Source organism: Halorhodospira halochloris, from assembly GCF_002356555.2.
Classification (GTDB): Bacteria; Pseudomonadota; Gammaproteobacteria; order Nitrococcales; family Halorhodospiraceae; genus Halorhodospira; species Halorhodospira halochloris.
In genome coordinates this window covers 2,178,276-2,205,046 of sequence record NZ_AP017372.2, presented here as the reverse complement: position 1 = coordinate 2,205,046, position 26,771 = coordinate 2,178,276, and the positions used below count along the sequence as shown (strand labels likewise).

General features: G+C 58.4%; 12 protein-coding genes. 9 read left to right on the top strand and 3 right to left on the bottom strand.

The window, feature by feature from the left end; all coding sequences use genetic code 11:
• Nucleotides 1–49 precede the first annotated feature (49 nt).
• The 4 genes from HH1059_RS09935 to HH1059_RS09920 all read left to right on the top strand — a co-directional run bounded on the left by HH1059_RS09935 (nucleotide 50) and on the right by HH1059_RS09920 (nucleotide 6,783).
• Nucleotides 50–3,493 (top strand): pyruvate carboxylase, encoded by a 3,444-nt coding sequence (locus tag HH1059_RS09935; RefSeq protein ID WP_096410008.1) that lies wholly within the window; start codon nucleotides 50–52, stop codon nucleotides 3,491–3,493.
• 221 nt (nucleotides 3,494–3,714) lie between these two features.
• Complete coding sequence (locus HH1059_RS09930; RefSeq protein ID WP_096410007.1) at nucleotides 3,715–4,143, top strand: DNA gyrase subunit A family protein; 429 nt, start codon at nucleotides 3,715–3,717, stop codon at nucleotides 4,141–4,143.
• Nucleotides 4,144–4,378: 235 nt separating this feature from the next.
• Nucleotides 4,379–5,119 carry a response regulator transcription factor gene (locus HH1059_RS09925; protein ID WP_096410006.1) on the top strand — a complete coding sequence of 247 codons (741 nt, stop codon included), beginning with the start codon at nucleotides 4,379–4,381 and terminating at the stop codon, nucleotides 5,117–5,119.
• Between the two features lie 317 nt (nucleotides 5,120–5,436).
• Nucleotides 5,437–6,783, top strand: a complete 1,347-nt coding sequence (locus HH1059_RS09920; protein ID WP_096410004.1) for an ATP-binding protein — start codon at nucleotides 5,437–5,439, stop codon at nucleotides 6,781–6,783.
• Nucleotides 6,784–7,049: 266 nt separating this feature from the next.
• Here HH1059_RS09920 and HH1059_RS09915 read toward each other — a convergent pair whose 3' ends face one another.
• Nucleotides 7,050–10,187 carry a PAS domain S-box protein gene (locus HH1059_RS09915; RefSeq protein ID WP_096410003.1) on the bottom strand — a complete coding sequence of 1,046 codons (3,138 nt, stop codon included), beginning with the start codon at nucleotides 10,185–10,187 and terminating at the stop codon, nucleotides 7,050–7,052.
• 464 nt (nucleotides 10,188–10,651) lie between these two features.
• Between HH1059_RS09915 and HH1059_RS09910 the strand changes: the two genes are divergently transcribed.
• Nucleotides 10,652–14,530, top strand: a complete 3,879-nt coding sequence (locus tag HH1059_RS09910) for a PAS domain-containing protein (RefSeq protein WP_109962895.1) — start codon at nucleotides 10,652–10,654, stop codon at nucleotides 14,528–14,530.
• Nucleotides 14,531–14,606: 76 nt separating this feature from the next.
• On the opposite strand, the gene HH1059_RS09905 is transcribed toward HH1059_RS09910, so the two are convergent.
• Nucleotides 14,607–15,293, bottom strand: a complete 687-nt coding sequence (locus tag HH1059_RS09905; protein WP_096410000.1) for a response regulator transcription factor — start codon at nucleotides 15,291–15,293, stop codon at nucleotides 14,607–14,609.
• Nucleotides 15,290–15,622 carry an Hpt domain-containing protein gene (locus HH1059_RS09900; protein ID WP_096409999.1) on the bottom strand — a complete coding sequence of 111 codons (333 nt, stop codon included), beginning with the start codon at nucleotides 15,620–15,622 and terminating at the stop codon, nucleotides 15,290–15,292. The genes HH1059_RS09905 and HH1059_RS09900 overlap by 4 nt, the downstream gene beginning before the upstream one ends.
• Nucleotides 15,623–16,283: 661 nt before the next feature.
• On the opposite strand from HH1059_RS09900, the gene HH1059_RS09895 reads away from it, so the two are divergent.
• The 4 genes from HH1059_RS09895 (at nucleotide 16,284) to HH1059_RS09880 (ending at nucleotide 26,508) form a co-directional block, all read left to right on the top strand.
• Nucleotides 16,284–19,022 (top strand): hybrid sensor histidine kinase/response regulator, encoded by a 2,739-nt coding sequence (locus HH1059_RS09895; protein ID WP_162549496.1) that lies wholly within the window; start codon nucleotides 16,284–16,286, stop codon nucleotides 19,020–19,022.
• A gap of 246 nt (nucleotides 19,023–19,268) precedes the next feature.
• Complete coding sequence (locus HH1059_RS09890) at nucleotides 19,269–20,447, top strand: HD-GYP domain-containing protein (RefSeq protein ID WP_096409997.1); 1,179 nt, start codon at nucleotides 19,269–19,271, stop codon at nucleotides 20,445–20,447.
• Complete coding sequence (locus HH1059_RS09885) at nucleotides 20,435–22,891, top strand: PAS domain-containing sensor histidine kinase (RefSeq protein WP_096409996.1); 2,457 nt, start codon at nucleotides 20,435–20,437, stop codon at nucleotides 22,889–22,891. The genes HH1059_RS09890 and HH1059_RS09885 overlap by 13 nt, the downstream gene beginning before the upstream one ends.
• A gap of 125 nt (nucleotides 22,892–23,016) precedes the next feature.
• Complete coding sequence (locus HH1059_RS09880) at nucleotides 23,017–26,508, top strand: PAS domain S-box protein (protein WP_096409995.1); 3,492 nt, start codon at nucleotides 23,017–23,019, stop codon at nucleotides 26,506–26,508.
• Nucleotides 26,509–26,771: the final 263 nt, after the last annotated feature.

The following is a 26,771-nucleotide window of genomic DNA, read 5'->3' as shown; positions in this document are numbered from 1 at the left end:
GTGCTACGGTGTATACTGGGGAGATATTCACTAGTTACTCGGGGAATCAATGGCTCAGTTTCACAAAATCCTGATCGCCAATCGCGGCGAGATCGCTATTCGCGTGATGCGCGCGGCGAATGAGCTCGGCAAGCGCACCGTTGCTGTCTACGCCCAAGAGGATAAGCTCGGTCTCCACCGATTCAAGGCGGACGAGGCCTACCAGATCGGCGAAGGCATGGGGCCGGTCGAGGCGTACCTCTCGATCGACGAGATCATCCGGGTGGCGAAGATGGCCGGCGCGGACGCCGTGCACCCCGGATATGGGCTGCTCTCGGAGAATCCCCGGTTGGTCGACGCCTGCGAGCGCGCCGGTATCACCTTTATCGGCCCGCGCGCGGAGACGATGCGCGCACTCGGGGACAAGGCGAGCGCCCGGCACGTGGCTATCGCCGCCGGCGTGCCGGTGATCCCCGCCTCCGAGGTTCTCGGAGAGGATATGGCGGCTGCCCGGCGCTGGGCGGACGAGATCGGCTACCCGCTGATGCTCAAGGCCTCCTGGGGCGGCGGCGGGCGCGGCATGCGCCCGATCCTTGGCCCCGAAGAGCTGGAGGCCAAGGTCCTGGAGGGGCGGCGCGAGGCGGAAGCGGCCTTCGGTAGTGGTGAAGGTTACCTTGAGAAGGTGATTGAGCGGGCCCGCCACGTCGAGGTGCAGGTGCTGGGTGATACTCACGGTGGCCTATATCACCTATACGAGCGCGACTGTACGGTGCAGCGGCGCAACCAGAAGGTGGTAGAGCGCGCGCCCGCGCCGTACCTTACCCCGGAGCAGCGCGCCGAGGTCTGCGAGCTGGGGCTTAAGGTCGCACGGCATGTGGACTACCAGAACGCCGGTACCGTCGAGTTCCTTATGGATATGGACACCGGCTCCTTCTACTTCATTGAGGTCAATCCGCGCATTCAGGTCGAGCATACCGTAACCGAAGAGGTTACGGGGATCGACATTGTTAAGGCGCAGATCCGTATCTCCGAAGGCGAGCACTTAGATGCGGCTACGGGTAAGGCCGATCAGGGCGAGATCTGGCTAAACGGCCATGCCATGCAGTGTCGGGTCACCACTGAGGACCCGCAGAACAACTTCATCCCCGATTACGGGCGCATCACCGCCTACCGCTCGGCTACCGGCATGGGGATTCGCCTTGATGGCGGTACTGCCTACGCCGGCGGTGTCATCACCCGCTATTACGACTCGCTGCTGGTGAAAGTGACAGCCTGGGCACCCACGCCGACAGAGGCAATCTCGCGGATGGATCGCGCCCTGCGCGAGTTCCGCATTCGTGGTGTCTCCACCAACATCCCGTTCGTGGAGAATCTGATCAAGCACCCGGTCTTCCTCGACAACACCTATACCACGAAGTTTATCGACACGACCCCGGAGCTCTTCGAGTTTGACAAGCGCCGTGACCGGGCCACTCGGCTGCTGACCTATTTGGCGGAGATCACCGTCAACGGTCACCCGGAAGTCATCGACCGCCCCCGGCCGGCGGCGGGGATTCCGCTGCCGACACCACCTAAGGCCCAGGGTGAGCCGCTGCCGGGTACCCGCAACTTGCTCGAAGAGCAGGGGCCGCAGGGGCTAGTAGATTGGCTGGCTGGGCGTAAAGAGTTGCTGCTCACCGACACCACCATGCGCGATGCTCACCAGTCGCTGCTCGCGACCCGCATGCGCACCTTCGATATGGTGCGGGTGGCGCCGGCGTATGCGGCTAACTTACCGCAGCTTTTCAGTGTCGAGTGCTGGGGCGGGGCCACCTTTGATGTTGCCTATCGCTTCCTGCAGGAGTGTCCCTGGCAGCGGCTGCGGCAGATCCGCGAGGCGATGCCGAATGTGATGACGCAGATGCTGCTGCGCGGCTCCAACGGTGTCGGCTACACCAACTATCCGGATAATGTCGTGCGCGCCTTCGTCCACCAGGCCGCAGCAAGCGGCGTCGACATCTTTCGCGTCTTCGATAGCCTTAACTGGGTCGAGAACATGCGTGAGGCTATGGACGCTGTGCTGGAGACCGGCAAGGTGTGTGAGGGGACGATTTGCTACACCGGCGATATCCTCGATCCTGGGCGGGCCAAATACGATCTCAAGTATTACGTCAAGATGGGCAAAGAGCTGCGCGATGCCGGCGCCCACATGCTTGGGGTCAAGGATATGGCCGGACTGCTCAAGCCGGAGGCGGCGCGGGTGCTATTCCCGGCGCTCAAAGAGGAGGTGGGGCTGCCGATCCACTTTCACACCCACGACACCAGCGGCATTGCTGGCGCCACTATTCTTGCGGCGGCCGATGTTGGCGTAGATGTGGCCGACGTGGCCATGGATTCCTTCTCCGGTAACACCTCGCAGCCGGTCTTCGGTTCCATAGTCGAGGCGTTGCGGCACACCGAGCGAGATACCGGCTTCGACATGGAGAATGTGCGCGCGATCTCCAACTACTGGGAGCAAGTGCGAGCCCACTACGCCGCCTTCGAGACCGGCCAGCAGTCGCCGTCGTCCGAGGTCTACCTCCACGAGATGCCGGGTGGGCAGTTCACCAACCTCAAGGCGCAGGCTCGTTCATTGGGGCTGGAGGAGCGCTGGCATGAGGTGGCGCAGGCCTATGCCGACGCTAACCAAATCTTCGGTGACATCGTAAAGGTTACCCCCTCCTCTAAAGTGGTGGGTGATATGGCGCTGATGATGGTGAGCCAGGGGATAACGCGTGAGCAGGTCGAAGACCCGGCAGTAGATGTGAACTTCCCGGATTCGGTAATCGACATGCTGCGCGGTAATTTGGGGCAGCCGCCCGGCGGTTGGCCGCAAGGCATCCAGCAGAAAGTTCTCAAAGGTGAGCAGCCGTTGCAAGATCGCCCTGGCAAGTACCTCGAGCCGCTAGATCTGGAAGAGGCCCGGCAGCAGGCGAGTGAGGCGCTCGACGGTGCCGAAATTGACGATGAGGATCTCAACGGTTACCTGATGTACCCGAAGGTCTTTACCGAGTACATGCGGCGTTCTCAGCGCTATGGTCCGGTGAGCGCCCTGCCGACGCGCAACTTCTTCTACGGCATGGAGCCGGGCGAGGAGATCAGCGTCGACATAGAGTACGGCAAGACGCTGGAGATCCGGCTGATGACCGTTAGCGAGCCGGGTGACGACGGTAATCGTCGTGTCTTCTTTGAGCTGAACGGCCAGCCCCGTACCGTCCATGTGGCGGATAGCAAGGCTAAGGCTCAGGTGGTGCAGACCCCCAAGGCTGAATCAGATAATCCAGCCCATGTGGGTGCCCCCACGCCGGGAGTGGTGGCTGCGGTGGCCGCGACCCCGGGGCAGAGAGTCAAGGCCGGGGATCTACTGCTGACCATCGAGGCGATGAAGATGGAGATGGGTCTGCACGCCGAGCGCGATGGAGAGATAAAGGCTGTGCATGTGCAGCCTGGCAGTCAGATCGAAGCCAAGGATCTGCTGATTGAGTTCGCAGAATAGGGGGGTCGGTGCCTTTTGGTGCTGACCTACCAACTTGGACATCGGCTTTTAGCCGATCAACGCTCGGCTGGCCTAAATGTTACTTTGATCCCCCTTACAAAAACTTGCATAGCGGCTACCCAAACTAACATCCAGACAGCGTAAATTGTCCACTAAGCGCTGTAGAAATTTAGCGCGACAGTAGTGTTCTTGGCTGTACTGTTGTCTGGAGGTGGCTAGCTATGCGTAAACAAATCCTTTCTACTGGTATATTGTGCCTTACAGCGGCTCTCTTTAGCCCGTCAGTCTTGGCTTCTGACAGCAAAGGTGAGCTTGAGCAGAGCTGGGAGAGGGGCGCTATGCAGGAACGGATAATTCAGCGCCTTGATCTGAGCGATGAGCAGCGCGATAAGTTGCTTGAGATACGCAATCGGCATCTCGATAAGATGCATGAAGAGATGAAAGAGGTCCTCACCGGCGAACAGCTTGAGAAATTTTTAGATCTCCGTGAAAGTGCTGAACAGCGTTTGCGTCAAGGAGGTGGAGGAGATTGGCGAGGAGATAGCCGAAGCGGTTCGAACAATCGAAGTGATTCAGGCCGAGGCGAGTTCGGCAGGGGTGAATCGGGCCGAGGCGAGCCAGGCCGAGATGGCTCGGGTCGTGGAAACTAAAGAGAGTGAGATAAGCTGTTAAGCAGTCCGGTTTTATAGCAAAGAGCCCATAATGGAACCTCAAAAGCTCTCCCGGAGCCACTCAACTGACCCGGTGTGGATGGCGCCGTGAATCCATCCCTGGAGGCTTCATGGCGCCATCCTTGGCGCCAAGACCTCTACACCGGGGCAACAACGGGGCAGTTAAGTGGCTCCGGGAGAGCTTTTGAGGTCCCTATAACGAGGAAAAGCAAATTTGACCCGGATTCTGCTTGTCGATGATGACCAAGAATTGACCGCCATGCTTAGTGATTATCTAACTGGCGATGGGTTTGAAGTGGTTACTGCTTACGATGGTCAGAAGGCCCTGGAGAAGGTCGATACTGCAGGACCGGATATAATAGTTCTGGACATAATGCTGCCGGTATACGATGGCTTTGAGGTGTTGCGGCGACTGCGCCAGAGTCATCACGATCAACCGGTACTCATGCTTACTGCCCGGGGAGATGATGTCGATACCGTCGTGGGGCTCGAACTCGGGGCCGACGACTACCTGCCTAAGCCCTGTAATCCGCGCGTCCTAGTGGCTCGGCTGCGGGCGCTGTTGCGCCGTACGCAGTCTGAGGTGGCATCTTCCGCGGAGCAGTTACAGGTCGGTGACCTGTGCCTTGATTTAGGCCAGCGGCGTGCAACCTTGCGCGGTTGCGAATCGGCTGCGATAACCCCGCTTGAACTGACAGATGCGGAGCTGGATCTTCTCGCCTGCCTGCTGCGCCGGGTAGGGCAGGCCGTGGATAAGGATAAGCTCAGTCGTGAGGCCTTAAATAGGCCCTTAACCCCCTACGATCGCAGCATCGATTGGCACATCAGCAACCTGCGCCGCAAGTTGGGTCCGTTTGATGATGGCAGTGAGCGGATCAAGACGGTGCGTGGGGTAGGCTATCAGTATGTCTCTGGTAAGGGCACATATAAACACTCCCCCGGGGCGAGCCTCTAATAATTTTCTACGGTGCTATTCAACTGTCCTGGTGTGGAGGACGCCGTGAATCCATCCCTAGAGGGCACCTCTAAAACTTCGCCGGCGCCACCACCCGCCCCGGTGTGGAGGACGCCGTGAATCCATCCCTGGAGGCTTCATGGCGCCATCCCTGGCGCCAAGACCTCCACACCGGGGCGGGTGGTGGCGCCGGCGAAGTTTTTATAGGCACCCTAGAGTTTTTATGGTGCCATCCCTGTTGCCATGACCTCCGAACCGGGAAACAAAATGGCTTCGAGCTAGAAGTTCTTGAAAGAAATCGCATAGATGAGTAATTAATGGGCAGTCTCTTCCTTAAACTCTTCCTCTGGCTCTGGTTAACAGGGATCATTATAGCTGGCGCATTTGTGGTCAGTTGGCACCATTGGGCTCCTGCGAGCAGCCTGCCTTCGCAAGCTGAACTAGAGCAGGTTGCTGAAGAAATCAGCAACCTCTACGCCGAGGAGGGTGGCTGGGGAGCTGTGCACGGCTATCTGCGCTCTTTGAGTCGCGATCAAAAGCTGCGTTTTGTCTTGTTGGGCCAGGATGAGCTGGCTACCCGGGGGATGCAGAGGCGCATGTTGCGGGGGCTCAGTCAACAGGATCGGGAAATATTGCTCGATACCGCCGAAGATCGTGGCCGCCTTAACGGCATGCTCTACAAAAGGGTCGTAGTTGATTTTGCCGGTGCGCATGATTTCTATCTGATCGCGCTGCATCCGGTGGAGGGGCTAGGCGGTCTACCGGTTTGGTTGCGGGCGGTCATTGCCTTGGCGGTTACCGGAGGATTAGCAGGAGGCTTGGCTGCCTACCTAAGTCGTCCACTGCGCCGATTGCGCCGGGCGAGCCAGGCCCTGGCCTCGGGCGATCTACACGCCCGCGTGCCGGTGGTAGAGCGCGGGGGTGATGAGATAGCCGCCCTGGGGCGTGATTTCAACGCCATGGCCGAACGGCTGGAGTCCCTTGTTGAGGCGCAGAATCGGTTGCTTAGGGATATATCGCATGAACTACGCTCGCCACTATCGCGCTTGCAGGTAGCCCTTGAATTGGCACGCCGGGAGACAAGCGGCGATAGCAATGCGTTGGCAAAGATGGAAAATGATATCGAGCGCATGGATCAGCTCATCGGTCAGTTGCTGACTCTGGCACGATTAGAGAGTGGCGCAGGTGCGTCAAACATGGAGAGTGTTGATCTGCATGAGCTGATAGGCCAGGTTTGTGAAGATGCTCAGTTCGAGGCCCAGGCTAGTGGTTGTAATGTGCTCAAGGAGGATGGTCCGCACCTCCAGATAACCGGTGATCGGCACCTGCTGCGTTCGGCCTTAGAGAATGTGTTGCGTAATGCGTTGCGCTATACCCCTGCTGGCGGGGTAATAAATGTTGCCTGGCAACGGGATCAAGATGGCATCTGGGTGAGCGTTATTGACAGCGGCCCGGGGGTTTCTGAAGAGCGGCTGAACGATTTGTTTGAGCCATTTGTCCGCTTATCCGCGGCTCGCGAGCGTGATTCTGGTAGCTGCGGTTTGGGGCTGGCTATCGTCCGGCGAGCAGTTCAAGCCCATGGAGGGAGCGTCGCTGCTCACAACCGTCCGCAAGGAGGTCTTGAGGTTAGGTTTTGGCTGCCCCTTAAAGGTCCTGCAAGTTGAGCCTTCGGTGCTCAGCCAATGAGCTTGAATAACGGCATCTTCGAGAAGCATGGAAAATTCAATTTTTCTATCTCTATCCCCCGTGGGTGCCTCTAAAAACTTCGCTGGCGCCACCATCAGCCCCGGTGGGGAGGACGCCGTGAATCCATCCCTGGAGGCTTCATGGCGCCATCCCTGGCGTCAAGACCTCCACACCGGGGCGGATGGTGGCGCCGGCGAAGTTTTTAGAGGTTCCCCCGTATTGGTTATGTTTTCACCTTTCGGCGTTATCTCTGCCTGCGCTTTGCCCAACTGAGCAGATCAGTAAGCGAATCTAAGCGTACTGGCTTCGTCATATAGGTATCGGCACCGCTTTGCAAACACTGCTCACGAACCTCTGTGCTGGCGTGCGCAGAGAGCATGGCTACCGGCGTATAGACTCGGTTTTGTGCTACTTCAGCTTCACGAAGTGATTTTACCGTCTGTGCTCCATCGAGTATCGGCATCTGCATATCGAGCAGGATCAAATCGAACTCCTGCTCAGCCTGCTGCCATATATCAAGCGCCTCCTGACCATTTTCGGCCACTGTGGCCTCCGCCCCGCAGCGCTCTAGTAACGCCTGGATCAGCAGGATATTAGTCGGCTCATCCTCGGCGACCAGCACCCGCGTGCCAGCAACATTCTCCCTATCAGCAGGAGCTCCGTTGGCAGATTCAGGTGCAGTTTGAGCAGGATCAACTGCGGGCTCAGATTCATCCTCGGGAAGCTCGGCGGTAAAGAAAAAGGTCGATCCTTGGCCGGGGGTGCTGTGAAGCCATATTTCCCCACCCATTAAATTAACCAGCTGCCGACTAATAGCCAGACCCAGACCGCTGCCTTGCAGATGCTTGATTGCATCGGTGCCTCGATCAAACGGCTCAAAGATCCGCTCCTGAAACTCATCCGGAATGCCGGGACCATTATCCTGGACCGAGACTTGTAATCTCTTTGAATCGTATCGGGAGAAATGCACCCGGACGTAGCCGCTGTCGGTAAACTTGATGGCGTTGCTGACAAGATTGAATAGCACCTGGGAGAGGCGGGTTGTATCTCCCTGAAGCCTATCCGGCAGGCCATTATCGACTGAGCATTGCAGATTCAGACCCTTATCCTCGGCCTGCTGAGACAACATCGGCATCCTCTCTGCGAGAAATTTACGCAGCAGAAAAGCCTCTTTTTGCAGCGTCATGCGCCCGGCCTTCAGGCGCGATAGATCGAGCAATGTATCTATCAGCCCCAAAAGAGTGCGTCCTGCGGCCTGGCATAGCTTAACCTGCTCCCTTTGATGAGCGTCGAGTTCTGAGTCAGCGAGCAGATCAGTAAAGCCGATGATGGCGTTAAGCGGGGTGCGCAGGTCGTGGCTGACGGCGTTCAAAAACTCACTTTTAGTCCGGTTGGCCTCGCGAAGCTGGATTAATGCCTGTTCACGCTCGGTCACATCGCGGGCAATGCCGGCGCGCATGCCCTCACTTTCACGGCCTGGCACCGGCAGGCTGTGCATTTGAATCCAGCGAACTTCACTATTGGAGCGGATTATCCGGAATAAGGCGTTGAACTCTTCGCGCTCACTTATCGCCTGATCCAGCGCCTTCTCAACCCCATAACGATCTTCCGGGTGGATACTCTCCAAAAAGGCTTTGGGATTGGCGTAGAAGCTCTCTACCGGCTGTCCCCAGATTCGCTCATAGGCGGGATTGACGTATAGGGTTTGGGCATCGGTGCGCAGCCAAAAGGCATCGCGGATATTCTCGGCAATCAGCCGAAAACGCCTCTCGCTCTCGGCCACTTCCTGCTGAGCCTTTTTCTGATCAGAGATATCTCGCAGTATTGTGGAGATATAGGTTAACTCACCGTAGCTATTGCGATGGCCGATCAGCACTTGTGAGGTCGGGGCCTGTGTCCCATCTGCCTTGAGGATCGCCGTCTCGCCTTGCCACAGCCCTTCACGCCGGACAGTCGGTAGACCTTCGTTCAGGAGCAGATCGGCCGCCCACGGTGGATGGAACCGACTAATCGCTTCTTCAAGACTCAGGGGCGGCATTGAGCCATCATCCGCAATACCCAACATCCCGTCGACAGCCTGGTTATCAATGCCGGCTTTTGCCCTGCCAGCGGCGTTCAGGTAAAGCAGCGTCCCATCTTCGCCGTGTAATGCGACGATGTCCGAAGTATTATCGAGTATCGCCACCAGCTGCTCGAGCCGCCTCATAGCCAGGGCTTCATCGGTGACATCGCGGGCAACACCGGCACGTAGCGTTTCCTCTGTGCCGCTGATCTTGAAGGGGGAGCTGCGTGCCTCCATCCAGCGCACATCGCCATCGGGACGGACAATCCGGTAGCGGATATTAATCTCTTCGCCAGCCGCTATCGCCTGGTTTATTGCAGTCTCAACCTCTTTACGATCCTCCGGATGAACGCTCTCAAGAAAACTGTTGGGGTTGGCATAGAAGTGCTCTCGGGTCTGTCCCCAGATTCGCTCATAGGCGGGGTTTACATAGAGCGCCTTTTGCTCAGAACGCAACCAGAAAACATCGCGGGTATGCTCGGCGATCAGGCGGAAACGCTGCTCGCTCTCTACGGCCTCCTGCTGAGTGCGCTTCAGATCGGAGATATCGCGGATGATCGTTGATAGTTGAACGACTTCGCCGGAGGAGTCGCGATGACCGATGATCACCTGAGAGGCAGGGATCTCTTGGCCATCGGCATCTAAAAAGGCCGTCTGCCCCTGCCATAGACCTTCGCGCCGGGCTGTCGGCAGCCCTTCGTTCAAAAGCAGGTCGGCAGCCCAAGGCGGATGGCGGCGGCGGATCGCCTCTTCAACGGAAGGGCAGGACGGTAATTGCTGCAGGCCAAAACGCGCCCTAAGAGCTTCATTGATGTAGATCAGACTCCCATCGCTGCCGTGGAGAGTGACGAGGTCTGAGGTGCTATCAAGGATCGCCACCAGCTGCTGCTGGAAACGCTCGCGAGCGCGCTGTTCGGTTATATCCTGCACCGTTCTGCACTCGCGCAGTGTAACCGCCACTTCGCCCGCGGCTGTCTCTGCGCTACGCAGCGCTGCCACCTCAACCTCTACCGGGAGCGCAGCGCCTACACGCGGCTGCAGCCATAGCGTCGTGTCAGCGCATAGCGGTTCGTCGGTTGCCGCAACTAATCGCTCCGTGACTGTATCTGCTGGCAGTGGAGTGCGCTCGGCATCGATTACAGCGCTAAAGTTTACACCGAGCAGCGCACTCTCATCGGGGTAGCCGAGCAGCTGACAAGCGGCGGTGTTGAGGTAGGTGAAGCAGCCTGCTGAATCGAGGCTGCAGACGGCTACAGGCAGTTTGTCGAGCAAGTTTTGGGAAAAATCAGACGTGCGTTGCTCGACTTTATCGCGACCCATACATCCCCCCCCGCCTCAATTCCTGAAAAAAATCGACCGAACGCTACTTCGCAGGCTTAACTACGTCAAGCCCCTTTAGCTGCGCAGATAGGCAGTCTCTAACAATTGCTTATCATCAAAAATAATTCTTTGTTTATAACGGCTTATGCTGTAGCTACGATAGTATCACCACAAAAAAAGAGCTTAAGTGGCGTTAACGCGCACCCGTTTCTGGTCTGGCTGCTATATTGCGCGGAAATGCAGCAGTGGTAGCTAAGGAGGCTAGACTCGCGCTGCAGAAATGCATATTCTGCATATCATGTAGGGTTTTTTGTTGGGGCGTAATTGCATGCTATTTCAATATATAGGCCTGCAAACATCACCCATCACCAGGTCTCCTACTCGCAGGATCTGCTCAGTCACTCCCCGAGTCTTTGCGCTGACAGCGTAAGGTCCAAATACAGGCCCGGAGAGGTCTTAAGCTCATGGAAAATAAAAAAGGCTCCAAGTGCGGCTGCCTAAGCGCTAAGTGCAAATTGGACCTGCTCCAGCAGGTCAGTGGAATCGGCTTTTGGGAATATGACCTGTGCACCGGGCAGGTCAATGCCGATGCGCAGTGCCAGAGTCTATACGGTTATGACAATAGCGAGTCCGAGCGCAGCCTCGCTACAGACTATGCGCTTTGGCGTGAGCATGTGCATCCTGAAGACCTATCATGGGTAGAAGAGGAGGTACAAGCCGCCATAGCCAACGGACAGCCTTGGCGGTTCACATATCGGATATACCGCAGTGATGGCCAATTGTGCTGGCTGCACTCAAGTGGCCACGTCGAGCGCGACGATCAGGGTGAACCCTGTCTGCTCATTGGTTTTGAACAGGATGTTACTGCTCAAAAACTTCAGGAGCAGGCGCTAGAGCAAGCTCACGAAAGGCTGCAAAGGGCTGAAGAGATAGTCTCTTTGGGCCACTGGATCTCCTATCCTGCAACAGGAGAGCTGATCTGGTCGCCTATGACCTATCAGCTTTGCGGTTTCCCTGCCGAGGCCGAACCGCCGGGCTGGGAAGAGTTTATCGCCCGGATACCGGAGCAAGATCGCCATCAGGTAGCCGAATATCAGCTGCAGTCGAAAGCCGACACCGACCAGAGCCAGGGTGAATACCGGATAGTCCACCCGAATGGGCGCGTGGTATGGGTGCGGGAAATAGCCAATCGCTGGCAAGACGAGAACGGCCGGTGGATCATCCAGGGGACCATCCAGGATATCACTGAGCAGCGCGAGGCGTTGGAGCGTAGTGAGGCGCGCCGGCAGCGGCTTGAGGCTATCCTGGAGACGATTCCCGATGTAGCCCTAACTGAGACGGATCTTGAGGGTACGATTCGCGAGGCGAGCCGCAGCGCCGAGCGGATATTTGGCTACTCGCGTGAGGAGTTGCTCGGCAGTGATATCTGCATGCTCCACGATCCGGCTGAGCATGCGCGGGTGCGCGAAGGTATCGCTAGATTGCAGCGCACCGCTCAGGGTTACTCTGTGGAATGTGAACTGATTCGCGGCACCGGCGAGCGCTTTCAGGCGCAGCTGAGTGTCGCACCGCTACTCAATGAGCGCGGCGAGGTGGTAGGTAAAATCGGGGCCTGTATCGATTTATCGGCGCAGTTCGCCGATGAGCAGCGCCTGCGCATGGCCCAGGAGGCGGCCGGCTTCGGGGTCTGGGACTGGGATCTAGCGGCGGATCAGGTCTACTGGGATGAGGCGTGCTGGCGTATGCTCGGCTACGATCCCGAGCAGCAGAGTATTCTGACCTTTGCCGACTGGCAGAAATTCGTCCATCCCGAGGATCTAGAGCGGGTCCAACCCATCGTTGAGAGCCATTTGGCTGCAGGCAGTCCGTTCACCATCGAGCTTCGCTACCGCTGCGCCGATGGTAGCTGGCTTTGGGTGCAGGGCCGGGGGCAGACCCTGCGCCGTGGCGCCGATGGTTCACCGACCTACATGGTCGGTACCCATGTCGATGTCCAGACCCTCAAGGAGACTGAGTTCGCGCTGCGCCGTAGCGAGTTGGAACTCACTGAGGCTAAGCGCATAGCCCGACTCGGTCACTGGCTCTACGACATAAAGTCTGGGGATGTCCACTGGTCGAGCGAGATCTACGAAATTATTGGTCTGGAGCCGGCGGAAACGGCCATGGACTGGGACACCTTTCTCTCCAGAGTGCCGCCTGAAGATCACCCTGAGCTCTATGAGGCCATAGAGCGCACTCTAAACCGGGGGGATCCCTACGAGCTTGAGCACCACCTCATGAGTGTGGATGGCGGTCGGCGGATTGTGCAGGCCCGTGGCTATGCGGAGTTTGATGCAGCCGGGAATCCGCAACTTCTACGCGGTACGGCCCAGGATGTCACCGAGCAGCGGGTTCTGCAGCGCGAACTTGCCGAGCGCGAGGCGCACTACCGGGATCTGGTAGAGAACCAACCGCTGATGATTGAGCGCTTTCTGCCCGACACCACGGTCACCTACGCTAACCCTGCCCTTGGGGATTGCCTCGGTGTGGAGCCGGAGGCGCTGATTGGCCAGCGCTGGCTGGATTATTTACCTGCCGAGGAGCGTGAGAACATCGAGGCGCACTTGGCGGGCTTCACTCCGAGCCATCCGGTTAGCCAGTTCGAGAACAGCATGCCGGGCAAGAACGGTATGCAGCTCTGGACGATGTGGACTAACCGGGCCTTTTTCGATGAAAAAGGGGAGTTGAGCCATTTCCAATCGGTAGGCGTAGATATCACCGAGCGCCGGCGCGCCGAACAGGCCGAGCAGCAGCTACGCGAGCAGCTTGAGACAAGGCAAAAAGAGCTCGAGGCGATCTTCGCGGCGGCCCGCTCGGTCAGTCTCATCAAGACTGATCTCAATTCAGTCATCGAAGAGGCCAGTACTGGTGCAGAAGTACTGTTCGGTTATTCGCGCGAGGAACTTATTGGCCGACACGTCAGCTTACTGCATACGGCAGAGGACATTGAGCGGCTTGCCGATTACGTCGAGAGATTGTTTAAGGACCATGAGCCGATCCGCATGGAGACGGATCTAGTCCATCGGGATGGTAGTCGTTTTCCCGCGCTGTTCACCGTCCACCCCATTACCGATAAGCACGGCGAGTTGGTGGCCACGCTCGGCGTCAGTCTCGATATGAGTGCCCAAAAGCGCGTTGAGCAGGAACTCGCCGACACTATACGCGCGAAAGACACCTTCCTCAGCGCCGTCAGCCACGACCTGCGCACGCCGCTAAACGCCTTGATGGGCTTTCTTGAGCTGCTCGATGATCCGCAACTTTCGGCCGAGCAACGCTCTGAGTACATGGAGCAATGCCGGCAAGGAGCACAGCGGCTTCTCGGCCTGATTGAGACTCTGCTCGATCTCGCCCGCCTTGAAGCCGGTCGTTTGGAACTGCGCCCACGAGCAACCGAGTTGCCTGCACTGATAGATAACCAGGTTGCTATGCTTAGGTCCCGGGCCTGTGAGAAGGGCCTAAGTCTAGACTACAGCATAGCTGAAGCTGTCCCCAGATGGGTCGAGGTGGATGATACGCGACTCGGGCAATTGCTCTCTAATCTTCTCAGTAATGCCGTTAAATACACCCAGCAGGGCGGTGTCGAGCTTGAGGTGCGAACAGTAGACAATACCCGAGTCAGTTTTGCTGTCCACGACACCGGGCCGGGTCTAACTGAGCAGCAGCAAAAAGAGATTTTCACTGCCTTCGATCGTGGTGGCTATAGGGGCACTAGCCAAGGTTACGGGCTGGGGTTGGCGATTGTCAGCGAGTTAATCAATCTGCTTGATGGCGAGCTCTCCCTGAGTAGTACACCAGGGCAAGGCTCAACCTTTGCTTTCACCATTCCCTTGCCCAGAGCCAGTGAGCCGAGCCCTGAGGGCGAGTCTTCGATAGCGGCGGGCGAGTCTGATGCAGAGCCAACTGCGAGTTCAGCACGGCGCCCACTGAACATTCTCGTCGCCGATGATGAGCCGGCCAATGTGATGCTCGCTCAGGCCCTTCTGCTCAAGCTCGGTTGCGAGGTTGTTTGCGCGCAGAGTGGCACAGAGGCCCTAGCGGCTTGGCAGGCGGAAGATTTCGATATGTTGCTGCTTGATTTAAAGATGCCGGATCTTGATGGCGATCAGGTAGCCCGAAACGTCCGCGCCGAGGAACATGAGCAGGGCAGGCAGCCTACCAGGATTGTGCTATGCACAGCCTACGCCTACAGCGAGGTTGAGTCGCTGATAAACGAGTCGGGTTGCGATGCGTATCTTGGCAAGCCGCTTGATCGCAGCGCCTTGAGCAGTTTGTTGGACTGGGTGGCTAGCAGCTATGCCAAATAATATTGAGAGAATCGGGAATCGGTCTTGCCTGTACTCGGGTGGGGTGCCTGGGGCGTTGTGTGGATACTGCGGCGACTCATTCGCCGACTTCGATCCGGTAGCCTAAACCCGGTACGGCCACGATGTGCCGCAGACCGCGGGTTTTGTCCTCCAGCTTGCGGCGCAGGCGTGATACCAGCACGTCCACGGATTTGGGATTTCCTTCTCGGCTGCGTGCCACTGCCTCGGCGAGCTGGTCGCGGTTGACCGGCCGTCCCCGGGCTCGCAACAGGAATTCGATCAGCCGCGCCTCGCCTAGGGTCAGCTCAAGCTCAAATCCTTCTGCGTGGTGCAGTGAGCGCTGCTCTACTTCCAGCAGCCATGGACCGAAGGTAATCTGCGTGGCTGGAGTCGGGGGGCCTGCGGCCAGCGCTCGACGGACCCGATGGATCAGCTCCGTCTGATGGAAGGGCTTACTCAAGTAGTCCACTGCGCCGGCCTCGAGGCCAGCCGCGCGCTGCTCCGCTGCCGTGCGTACCGTCATCATAATAATCGGCAACTCGGGATGGCTGCCGTGCAGCGTGCTAGCAAGGGATAGACCGTCGGCGTCGGGCAAGTTGAGGTCGAGCAGCACCAGGTCGAAGTGAGTGCTGCGCAGCAGCCGCAGTCCCTCGCGTGCTGTTAGGGCTACGGTAGCCTGGTACTCGGCCCTAAGAAGAGCGTTTAGGCAAATGGATCGCGAGCTCCGTTCGTCTTCTATTAAGAGAATGTGCGGTGGTTTCACAGTCTTTTAGTGTGCTCCAGTTCGCTCAATACGCGGTGCAGGGCCTCGCTGAAATTGTTCAACGCGGATACCTCTACCGCGCCCAGGCGGATCTGCTGCGACAGGGTTTTGGCGACAGTCTCGAGCCTTCCCATGCCCAGATTCCCCGCGGCCCCACGCAGGTTGTGGAGCAGCTGCCGGGCGTCTTCGGTGGCACCGTCTCGAAGCCTATCGCGCAGGATCCGGTCGACCTCGTAGTAATCAATGTAGAAATCGAGAAGCAGCTCGCGACAAAGCTCCCGATCCCCATCGAGCCGTTCGAGCGCGCTGTCGATATCGATTATTTCCATGGCATCGAATCTCTGCTTAGCCTAGTTGAAGGTGGTTATGTCCTCTGCACCGAGCTGATCCTGATCTCTGTGGTTTTCGTACATGGTTCCTCTAGTCGTAGTGCCAGTGGCTCATGGGACAAGGTAGAGGTCCGTTTCGATTTGCTTCACCGGCCCTCGATCATCGGCTGGCCCACTGCTGTCGGATATCAATCTAGGAGAGAGACCCGATCACCAAAGCAGCATAGCAGCAGCGCCGGAATGGCGTACCTTCGAAGAGACGAATCGACCGAGGGAAGCAACTTCGCCCGACACATCCACAGCCAAAGACGATACTCCAAGTCTTATTCCAACATCAATCCATGGTCGCCGTCATAGTGCTGAAGCTCAATGAGGGCGCTACCGTGACACTGATGCATGTATAGAGTTTAATAACCTTATAGTATTTAATGAAATAGTATATACTACTTGCGGGAAGCATTGTAGGCTACCTGCAATATAGCCCAGTGCACTGTCTGAGCTGAAAATCGCGGCTCCGATGCTGGAACAATAAAGTATTGAAAACCCGCTGCAGCGTGCTCCGGTCGGTGAGGGTTACCTCTGCCCAACCGCAGCCGAGTTAGCCGCCTTGTGCGGCGGCGTTATGGTGGGTTCGCGTCCTCGTCCCGGAGTAGCTGTGCCCATGGCCACACTCAACGTCAACGAAGAATATCCTGGTGAAAGCTTAGATGTAGCCCTCTGCCGTTTCAGACCGGATACGACGCTGACCTTCGTGAACGCAGCTTATGCGCGCCTATTCGGGGGGGGATCGGGCTCGCTGCTCGGTCAGCGCTGGATCGAGTGGGTGCCTGTGTCCGCCCGTCCCCGGGTGTGGTCGGTTCTCGCGCAACTCGGGCCAGCGGCACCTTTCCAGACTTATACCCACGAGGTTTGTCTGGTCGATGGCGGAGTAATGCCGTACCAGTGGACGGATGTGGCGCTTTTCGGGCCCGATCTTGAGGTTACGGAGATCCAGTCGGTGGGGCACCCTGTGGACGGGGGTTGTAGCAGCGATGCCACAGCAGCAGAGGCGGCAACCTGTTACTCCGGCGGTGAGCAGCTGCTTGTAGAGAGCGAGTGGCGAGCGAGGATTATCAGCGAGGCCATGGAGGAAGTGGTTTGGCTGCGCGCCGGCGACCAGATGCTCTACGTGAACTCTTCTTATGAGCGCATCTGGGGCCGCAGCATAGAGGAGCTGATGGCGAATCCCGACAGCTTCCTAGACGCGGTTCACCCGGGTGATCGTGAGCGGATTATTTGTTCCTGGGCCGCGTGCAAGGCGGGAGATGTCCGATTCGATGAAACCTACCGGATCGTGCGGCCGGACGGCGAGGTGCGTTGGGTGCACGCCGTCAATTCTGCACCGTTCGCTTCTGCCGGCTACACAGCATGCAGCGTCGGTAGTGCGCGGGATGTCACCGCGCAGATAGAGATCGAGCAGGCGCTTTATCAAGCCAATCACGATCTGCGGGTTGCCGAGCAAATCGCGCGGCTCGGCCATTGGATCAGCGACCTCCACGAGGGCACCTTGACCTGGTCGCCCGTAACCTTCCAGCTGTGCGGCTTTGATGTCAGCCGATCGCCGCCGGATTTCGATGCTTTCCTAGAGCGGGTCCATCCCGAAGATCGGCCCAAGGTGGCTGAGTCCCAGCTCGCGCGCGAGCCGCAGCGTGAGCGAACGGAGGCCGAATACCGAATCATTCACACTGACGGGCGGGTAGTCTGGGTTCGCGAGCTTGCCCAGCGTGATAAGGGTGAAGAAGGGCAACCCATCCTGCGCGGTACCATCCAGGACATCACGGCCATGAAGGAGGCGCAGGCCACAGCGCGCCAGCGTCAGGAGGAACTCGAAGGGATCTTTAAGGCGGCCACTTCGGTAGGGTTGGTCAAGACAGATCTGGCATCAAGCGTCATCGACGTGAGTGCCGGCGCTGAGCAGCTTTTCGGATATAGCCGAGAGGAACTGATCGGGCAGCCTGTCAATTGTCTGCACATCACGGAGGATCAAGCTGATCTTGCGAAGTGGGTAGGCCATTTGGTTTGCGAGCAACGGGAGCTGAACTTCGAAACTCGGCTGATGCGCAAGAGTGGCGAGTCTTTCCCAGCTCGGCTGTTTATCCACCCCATCCAGGACGAACACGGCAGCGTCGTGGCCACGCTGGGGGTGACTTTCGATATCAGCGATCTAAAGGCGGTGCAGCAGCAGCTTGAGGATGCGAGCCGGATTAAGACCACCTTTCTCAGGGCCGTCAGTCACGATCTGCGAACTCCGCTAAATGCGCTGATTAGTTACGTGGAACTGCTCGGCAACGCCGATCTAAGCAGAGAGCAACGGCAGAACTTTGTTAAACGTTGTCAGGAGGCGGGCGAGCGGCAGGCGCAGCTGATCGACTCGTTGCTGGATATCGCGCGATTGCAATCGGGTAATATCCAACTAAAGCGGGTTCCCATGGAACTGCATCAGTTGCTCGAGGAACAATGTCGGTTGTTGCTGCAGCGGGCGCAAGAGGAGGGACTCACCCTTGAGTGGTCGATCGCTGAAGATGTCCCCGGCTGGGTTATCGGCGACCCCACGCGTCTGGTCCAAGTGCTGAGCAACCTGGTGGAAAACGCTATCAAGTATACGGACAGGGGGCGCGTGTGCGTCGAAGTTCAGGCCGAGGGCGGTGAGCTGGTGGGCTTCGCCGTGAAGGACAGTGGCCCCGGCCTGAGCGAGGCGCAGCAGCAGACAATGTTCAATGCCTTTGATCGGCTCGGTTATGATGGACCGGTTGCCGGCTCTGGCTTGGGGTTGGCAATCGCAAAGGAACTCGCTCATCGTCTCGGCGACGGCCTTTGGGTCGAGTCTGCCCCCGGTCAAGGCTCGACCTTCGGTTTTACCGCGCACCTGCCGCCTTGTGCACCGGCTCAGAAGGTTGAGGATAAGATCGAGGAGCAGCTGCCGGAGTCGAATTCCCTTGGGCAGTCGCTGCGCGTGCTCGTCGCCGAAGACGAGCAGACCAGTGCGGTGGTGGTTCCCTTGCGCCTGCAGCGCCTAGGGTGCGAGGTTACCTTGGTTAAGAGGGGGGATGCGGCCCTGGAAGCTGCACGGCAAGGGGTGTTCGATTTGCTTCTGCTTGATCTGAGCATGCCTGGACTGAACGGCATTGAGGTGGCCCGAGTGCTGCGCTCAGAAGAGGATGCTCGGCCGGGGGTGCGGCGGGTTCCGAAGGTGCTCTGCACGGCCTATTCGCGCGAAGAGATAGAGCAGGAGTTCGATTTGGTCGAGGTTGACGCGCTCTTGGAAAAGCCGATCCGTGAAAAGCATCTGAGGCAGTTGATCAGTCGAGTTCGCCTCGGCTTGGATCCGGCTGAAGCTGGGGGGCGGCCATACGGGGTTTGAGAACGCTGAACATAGTTTATTAACTGTGTCGTCTGCGTGCAGAAAGCCTCGGAGTTACGGGTTACGCTGTCCGCCTTGCGCGGTGTTGTAGCCACTAGATAAAACTGACTAATTATCTGGGTGGAACCTCCCTCCATTGGCGAAGCTCACCTTTGGAGCGCACTAAATTATCCGGGTTTATTTCTAGTTAATGTTTATCGGTTAATCTGCCCATAATCTGAAAGAAAACTATATGGCAGGTTAACAATGCGCGCAGGCTACGAGGATTCACCCGCTATCTTAGGGCTCGGGGCTAACATACAGGTTGGGGATCGCCTGACCTTTGATGTCTACGATGAGGAAGGGCGGCTCCTCATGCGCCGTGGTAAGCAGATCCTTAGCCAGAATCAGCTCCGGCGCATCTTTCACGATGGACGGGTTGAGCTGAGCGGCCGGTCGCTCTCGAAATTAGGGCATAGCCGCTTTACGCATCCTGGCGGGCCTGCTGTCCGGCGTGGCAATCCCGTTCAGGAAGATTTAAGCCCGCACGAGCGGTTGCATGCCTGTGCTCAAGCTCTTCAGCGAAACTACGAAAGGATCCGAGCCGGTGAGCGCGACTTTTTGCCTCGGCTTCGGCAAGTCGTCGAGCGTCTGCAACGGTTGATCGATTTGGACACTGACGCTGCTTTGGGGGTGGCGCACCTTAGCCGTGCCTATCCGGAACATATCCTGCAGCCCCTGCGCCAGGCAATCGTAGCCGATATTGTTGCCCGCGCCGCTGGATGCTGCGAGGGGTATCGCAATAGTCTTATCGGCGCGGCGCTGAGCGCAGATATTGGCATGCTTGAGTTACGCGCCGTACTCGATCAACAGTCCACTGACATTAGCCAGGCTCAGCGCAAGGCGCTGGTGGAGCACCCGGAGCGTTCGGCGCAGATCCTGCGCGAAGCTGGGCTGGATGATGATAACTGGTTGCGCGCCGTCATGGAGCACCATGAGCGGTTGGATGGATCGGGTTACCCACGCGGTATCCGTGGTGATTCGGTCTGCGATATCGCGGGCCTGCTCATGGTCGCTAATGTTTATATGGCCATGGTCACGCCTAGGGCCCACCGGTCTGCTCGCCCCCCAAAAGAGGTACTGCGCGAACTATTCTGCGAGGCCGATCATCTTTACCCCGCGCATTATGCTCAGTATATCGTAAGGGAACTCGGTATCTATCCGCCCGGAACGGTGGTCGAGTTGGAAACCGGCGACGTGGGCGTGGTCACCCGCAGGGCTGGGAAGTGGGCACGGCCCTGGTTTTATTCTCTGCAGCGTGCCGCTGGGCGGCGGCTGCGTGCCTTTGAGTGCAACCTGACAGAAGAAGATTTAGAGATCGTGCGTAGTTATCGTCCCGAAGACATCAAGGTGCCGATTCCGGAGTGCGCCCCATGGGGTTACTAAAGGGCACTCTGGCATATGCTGACTGGCTTTGGGTGCAGGGCCGGGGGCAGACCCTGCGCCGTGGCGCCGATGGCTCACCGACCTACATGGTGGGAACTCACGTTGATGTCCAGACCCTCAAGGAGACTGAGTTCGCGCTGCGCCGTAGCGAGTTGGAACTCACTGAGGCTAAGCGCATTGCCCGACTCGGTCACTGGCTCTATGACATAAAGTCTGGGGATGTCCACTGGTCGAGCGAGATCTACGAAATTATTGGTTTGGAGCCGGCAGCAACGGCCATGGACTGGGACACCTTTCTCTCCAGAGTGCCGCCTGAAGATCACCCTGAGCTCTATGAGGCCATAGAGCGCACTCTAAACCGGGGGGATCCCTACGAGCTTGAGCACCACCTCATGAGTGTGGACGGCGGTCGGCGGATTGTGCAGGCCCGCGGCTATGCGGAGTTTGATGCTGCCGGGAATCCGCAACTTCTACGCGGTACGGCCCAGGATGTCACCGAGCAGCGGGTTCTGCAGCGCGAACTTGCCGAGCGCGAGGCGCACTACCGGGATCTGGTCGAGAACCAGCCGCTGATGATTGAGCGCTTCCTGCCCGATACCACCATTACGTATGCCAATCCGGCCCTGGCGGCTTACGTCCAGACCGAGCCGGATCGACTGATCGGGCAACGCTGGATCGACTTGTTTCCCGTTGATGAGCAGAAACGGGCACAAGCACACTTAACGAGCTTGACTCCGCAGCAACCGGTGGGCCGGCTCGAGAACAGCCTGACAGGTGCAGACGGTCTGAGGTACTGGATTCTTTGGACCAACCGCGCCTTTTTTGACGACAGCGGTACGCTGAGCCATTTCCAGGCGGTAGGCGTAGATATCACCGCACGCCGGCGCGCCGAGCAGGCCGAGCAGCAGCTACGCGAGCAGCTTGAGACAAGACAAAAAGAGCTCGAGGCGATCTTCGCGGCGGCCCGCTCCGTTAGCTTGATTAAGACTGACCGCGACACAGTAATCCAGGAGGTTAGCTGTGGCACGGAGGCGTTATTCGGTTATTCGCGGAGTGAGCTGATCGGTCAGCACGTCTCCATGCTTCATGTACAGGAGCACGTTGAGGCTCGGCAACTCGACCAGAGCAGCCTGCCCATTCGCTTAGAGACCAAAATGCGACGGCGTGACGGCACCACATTTATGGCGCATCTAGCGGTGCATCCGATTTTGGATGCAGATGACCAGATCATCGCCGCTCTTGGTGTCTCCTTCGATATCAGCGATCAAAAGCGCGTTGAGCAGGAACTCGCCGACGCTATACGCGCGAAAGACACCTTCCTCAGCGCCGTCAGCCACGACCTGCGCACGCCGCTAAACGCCTTGATGGGCTTTCTTGAGCTGCTCGATGATCCGCAACTTTCACCCGAGCAACGCTCTGAGTACATGGAGCAATGCCGGCAAGGGGCACAACGGCTTCTCGGCCTGATTGAGACTCTGCTCGATCTCGCCCGCCTTGAAGCCGGTCGTTTGGAACTGCGCCCACGAGCAACCGAGTTGCCTGCACTGATAGATAACCAGGTTGCTATGCTTAGGTCCCGGGCCTGTGAGAAGGGCCTAAGTCTAGACTACAGCATAGCTGAAGCTGTCCCCAGATGGGTCGAGGTGGATGATACGCGACTCGGGCAATTGCTCTCTAATCTTCTCAGTAATGCCGTTAAATACACCCAGCAGGGCGGTGTCGATCTTGAGGTGTGTGCCGTAGACGATACCCGAGTCAGTTTTGCTGTCCACGACACCGGGCCGGGTCTAAGCGAGCAGCAGCAAAAAGAGATTTTCACTGCCTTCGATCGCGGTGGCTATAGGGGCACTAGCCAAGGTTACGGGCTGGGGTTGGCGATTGTCAGCGAGTTTATCAATCTGCTTGATGGCGAGCTCTCCCTGAGTAGTACACCAGGGCAAGGCTCAACCTTTGCTTTCACCATTCCCTTGCCCAGAGCCAGTGAGCCGAGCCCTGAGGGCGAGTCTTCGATAGCGGCGGGCGAGTCTGATGCAGAGCCAACTGCGAGTTCAGCACGGCGCCCCCTCAATGTTCTTGTCGCCGATGATGAGCCGGCCAATGTGATGCTCGCTCAGGCGCTGCTGATCAAGCTCGGTTGCGAGGTTGTTTGCGCGCAGAGTGGCACAGAGGCCCTAGCGGCTTGGCAGGCGGAAGATTTCGATATGTTGCTGCTTGATTTAAAGATGCCGGATCTTGATGGCGATCAGGTAGCCCGAAGCGTCCGCGCCGAGGAGCATGAGCAGGGCAGGCAGCCTACCAGGATTGCGCTATGCACAGCCTACGCCTACAGCGAGGTTGAGTCGCTGATAAGCGAGTCGGGGTGCGATGCATATCTTGGCAAGCCGCTTGATCGCAGCGCCTTGAGCAGCTTGTTGGACTGGGTGGCTAGTGGGCTGCAACGCTAGCGCCCTGAGGTGTTGTTCGTCGGCAGGTTTAGGCGCCCAAAGAACAATAAAAATTCACTTGCTTTTCGTGCTGTTTTAGTTGTAAGCTTAAAACGGGACTGTTAAAGCAGACGAGCCACCAGTGCGTGGGTCCCCCCCCTTTTGCCCGGATAGCTGCTCTGCTCGCTGTCAGTCTCTCCGGTGTATTCTGCGGCGCCGGAGTACTGTCTTTGGCTGAGTATGGTGGGATGACACAGGAGGGTGGGGGGATGGATGGGTCTTCGGCGAAACCTAACAAGCTCACGGCCGGGTTTCTCCACCAGCTGCTCGATTCTCAAGCGGTAGCCGTCTGCGCGCTTGATTCCGGTGGCCGCTTCACCTACCTCAACCCGGCGGCCTGCCGGCGACTCGGCCACTCCGACGACACCGCGCTGCTTGGCGAGCGCTTCGACACGGTGATCGACACCGAGCGGGCTGAACCATCGGCGGCGGCACTCACCGAACAGCTGACAGCGGTTGCCGTAACCGGCGAGCCGCTCTCCATATACTCGGTACTCTGGCTGCACCCATGTGCCAGGACATCCTTTCCAGTAATCATTGAGGCCTCACCGCTCAACAGCGACGAGACCGAAGAGCGCGGCGTGGTGGTCACCTTTCGGGATGCTACAGTGCAACACCACGCCCTTAACCAAGCCCTACAGCGCGCCGAGCAGGCCGAGCGAATCGGTGCCATCGGGCACTGGATCCATTACCCTGAGTCCGGGCAACTGATCTGGTCGTTGATGACCTACGAGCTTTTCGGCTTCGACCCGGATGGATCGAAACCGGACTGGGGGGCGTTCATCGCCCGGGTCCCAGAGGCGGATCGCGGCCAGATCGCAGAATCTCAGTTCAAGGCTGATCCTTCCCGGCGCTCCTGTGAAGGGGAGTACCGTATCGTCCACCCTGGCGGCCGTACACTGTGGGTCCGTGAGATCGCGCAGCGCTTGAAGGACGAGAACGGCCAGTCGATCATCCAGGGTACTATCCAAGATATTACTAAGCAGCGCAAAGCGTTGGAGCGTAGCGAGGCACAGCGCCAACGGCTCGCAGCTATTCTGCGGACGGTTCCCGATGTAGCCTTAATCGAGACGGATCTTGAGGGCAAGGTGAGCGAGCTGAACCGAAGCGCCGAGCTTATGTTCGGTTACTCACGTGAGGCGTTTCTCGGCAGTGACATCTACATGCTCCACGATCCGGCTGAGCATGCGCAGGTGCGCGAGGGTATCGCTAGATTGCAGCGCACCGCTCAGGGTTACTCTGTGGAATGTGAACTGATTCGCGGCACCGGCGAGCGCTTTCGGGCCCAGTTGAGTGTCGCACCGCTACTCAATGAGCGCGGCGAAGTGGTAGGTAAAATCGGGGCCTGCATCGATTTATCGGCGCAGTTCGCCCGTGAGCAGCGTCTGCGCATGGCGCAGGAGGCAGCCGGCTTCGGGGTCTGGGAGTGGGACGTTGAAACCGATCGTGCCCACTGGGATGAGGCCTCCTGGCGTATGCTCGGCTACGATCCCGAGCAGCAGGGCACATTGACCTACGCGCAGTGGCAAGCCCTAGTTCACCCTGAAGATCTGGAGCGCATCCTCCCCGAATTCGAGCACCACCTAGCTGCGGGCACTCCCTTTACCATCGAGTTCCGTTACCGGTGTGCCGATGGCAGCTGGCTTTGGGTGCAAAACCGCGGCCAGACCCTGCGCCGCGCGGCCGATGGCTCGCCGATCTACATGGTGGGCACGCACGTGGAGATCCAGCAGCTCAAGGAGACTGAGCGTGCGTTAGCTAAAAGCGAGCAGCGCTTTCGGGATGTCACCCTGGCGGCGGGCGAGTACATCTGGGAGATAGACCCCGAGGGTCGCTACACTTTCATCACTTCGCCGGCGGAACCGCTTCTAGGTCGCCCGGTTGAGGCGATCATCGGATGTTCGGTATTCGACTTTATGCCGGACGATGAAGCCGAGCGTGTGCATGGGCTGCTTCAGGCCTGGGCCGATGAAAGAAGTGCTTGGCGAGACCTGGAGCATGTCTCGCTGCGCCCGGATGGCAGCCTCGTGCATCAGCGGGTCAGCGGTCTGCCCATCCTGGATGAAGACGGCAACCTGACCGGTTTTCGTGGCACTGGGCGCGATATCACGGCTGAGAAAGAAGCCGAGCGGGCTCAAAAGAGACTGACGGAGCGCCTGCGCCTGGCGACTTCGGCAGCCGAGCTCGGCATCTGGGAATACGATCTAAAAAGCGGCCGGCTAGAGTGTGATGAGTGCATGTGCCGCCTCTACGGGATTGATCCGGCCACCTTCGGTCACGCCTCTGAAGGCTGGGTCGAGGCGCCGGAGTCCAAATCCCTCGACACCACGGTCTTCGGTAACACCTTTGAGGACTGGGCCGAGACACTCTTACCCGATTCCCGCGATAGCACGGTGGCTGCGCTAAACGAGGCGGTGGCCTCGCGCACCCCATTCGATATCCAGATGGAGATTCGTCGCGCGGATGATGGCAGTTGCCGTACCCTACACGGACATGCCCAGGTGATTTGCGATGCCTCTGGTATCCCAGTGCGCATCGTGGGCATCAGCCGCGATATCACCGCGGAGCAGGAGTATCGTCGGCAACTCGCCGCAGCCAAGGAGCGCTTCGCCGGGATCTTCGAGCAGACCGGCAGTGGCGTGGCTGTCTACCGTCCGGTGGATGAGGGGCGGGATTTCGAGTGCATTGAGATCAACCCGGCATCCGAGCGCCTCGATCAGATCACCCGCGACGAGGTCATCGGTCGCAGACTGACCGACTGCTTCCCAGGGGTCGTGGAAATGGGGCTTTTGGCAGCGCTGCAACGGGTGGCCCGCACCGGGGTACCGGAAGAATTGCCGCTGGCCTCGTATCAGGATAAGCGTATCACTGCCTGGCGTGAGAACCGGATCTTCCGGCTCTCTTCCGGCGAAGTGGTCGCGGTCTACGACGACCGCACCGAGATCAAGCAGGCGCAACAGGAGTCCGAGCGGGCGCGCAAGCAGCTGGCCAATCTTACCGCGCAGCTGCCTGGATTCATCTATCAATACCGGCTCTGGCCCGACGGCCGCCACGCCTTCGTCTATGCCAATGGTCGGGCTGAACAGATTTACGGCGTCACGCCGGAACAGGCCATCGAGTACCCCGATCACCTTTTCGAAGTCATCTACGAGGCCGATCGGGGTGAGTTTTACCGGAGCATTGAACGATCGGCACAGGCCTTAACGCCGTGGTACCAGACCTTCCGGATTCACCACTCCTCAAAGGGAACGGCCTGGCTTGAGGGGAATTCCATGCCGGAACGCCTGGCCGATGGCAGCACGCTCTGGCACGGATACATACACGACATCACCGACAGGGTTCGAGCCGAGCAGGAACTGGCACAGAGCAAAGCGCGGCTCGAAGAATTCTTTAATCAGTCGATTAGCGGTTTCTTCTTCATGATGCTGGATGAACCGATTGACTGGCAGGGTGCTACAGAGGAGCAAAAAGAGGCGCTGCTTGACTATGCCTTGACACATGTTGTTGGCTGCCAAAATCCGTACATATTTGGCGGAGGATTCAAGAATAAGCATATCTACTGGGTAGTTAAAAGCTAAGACTAACTACCACGCTCTGTGTCGATTTCTGCTTTCGCTTGTCCCTTCTTTTCCTTATAAACCAGTAACTGGCTCTGTGGGCCCTGTGGGCGAGAGCCCTGAGAGTGTGGGCAGGCGGTGGGCAACCCGCAGGGTTGTCCACGGGCTGTCCACACGGCCCGTAGGGCTCAGGGCGGCGCGAAGCGCTCGTCCACAAGTCCACAGAGCTATTGCTTAAGCAGCTAAAAGTACTGGAGATTTGCTTATAAGAGGGTGAGAATCGG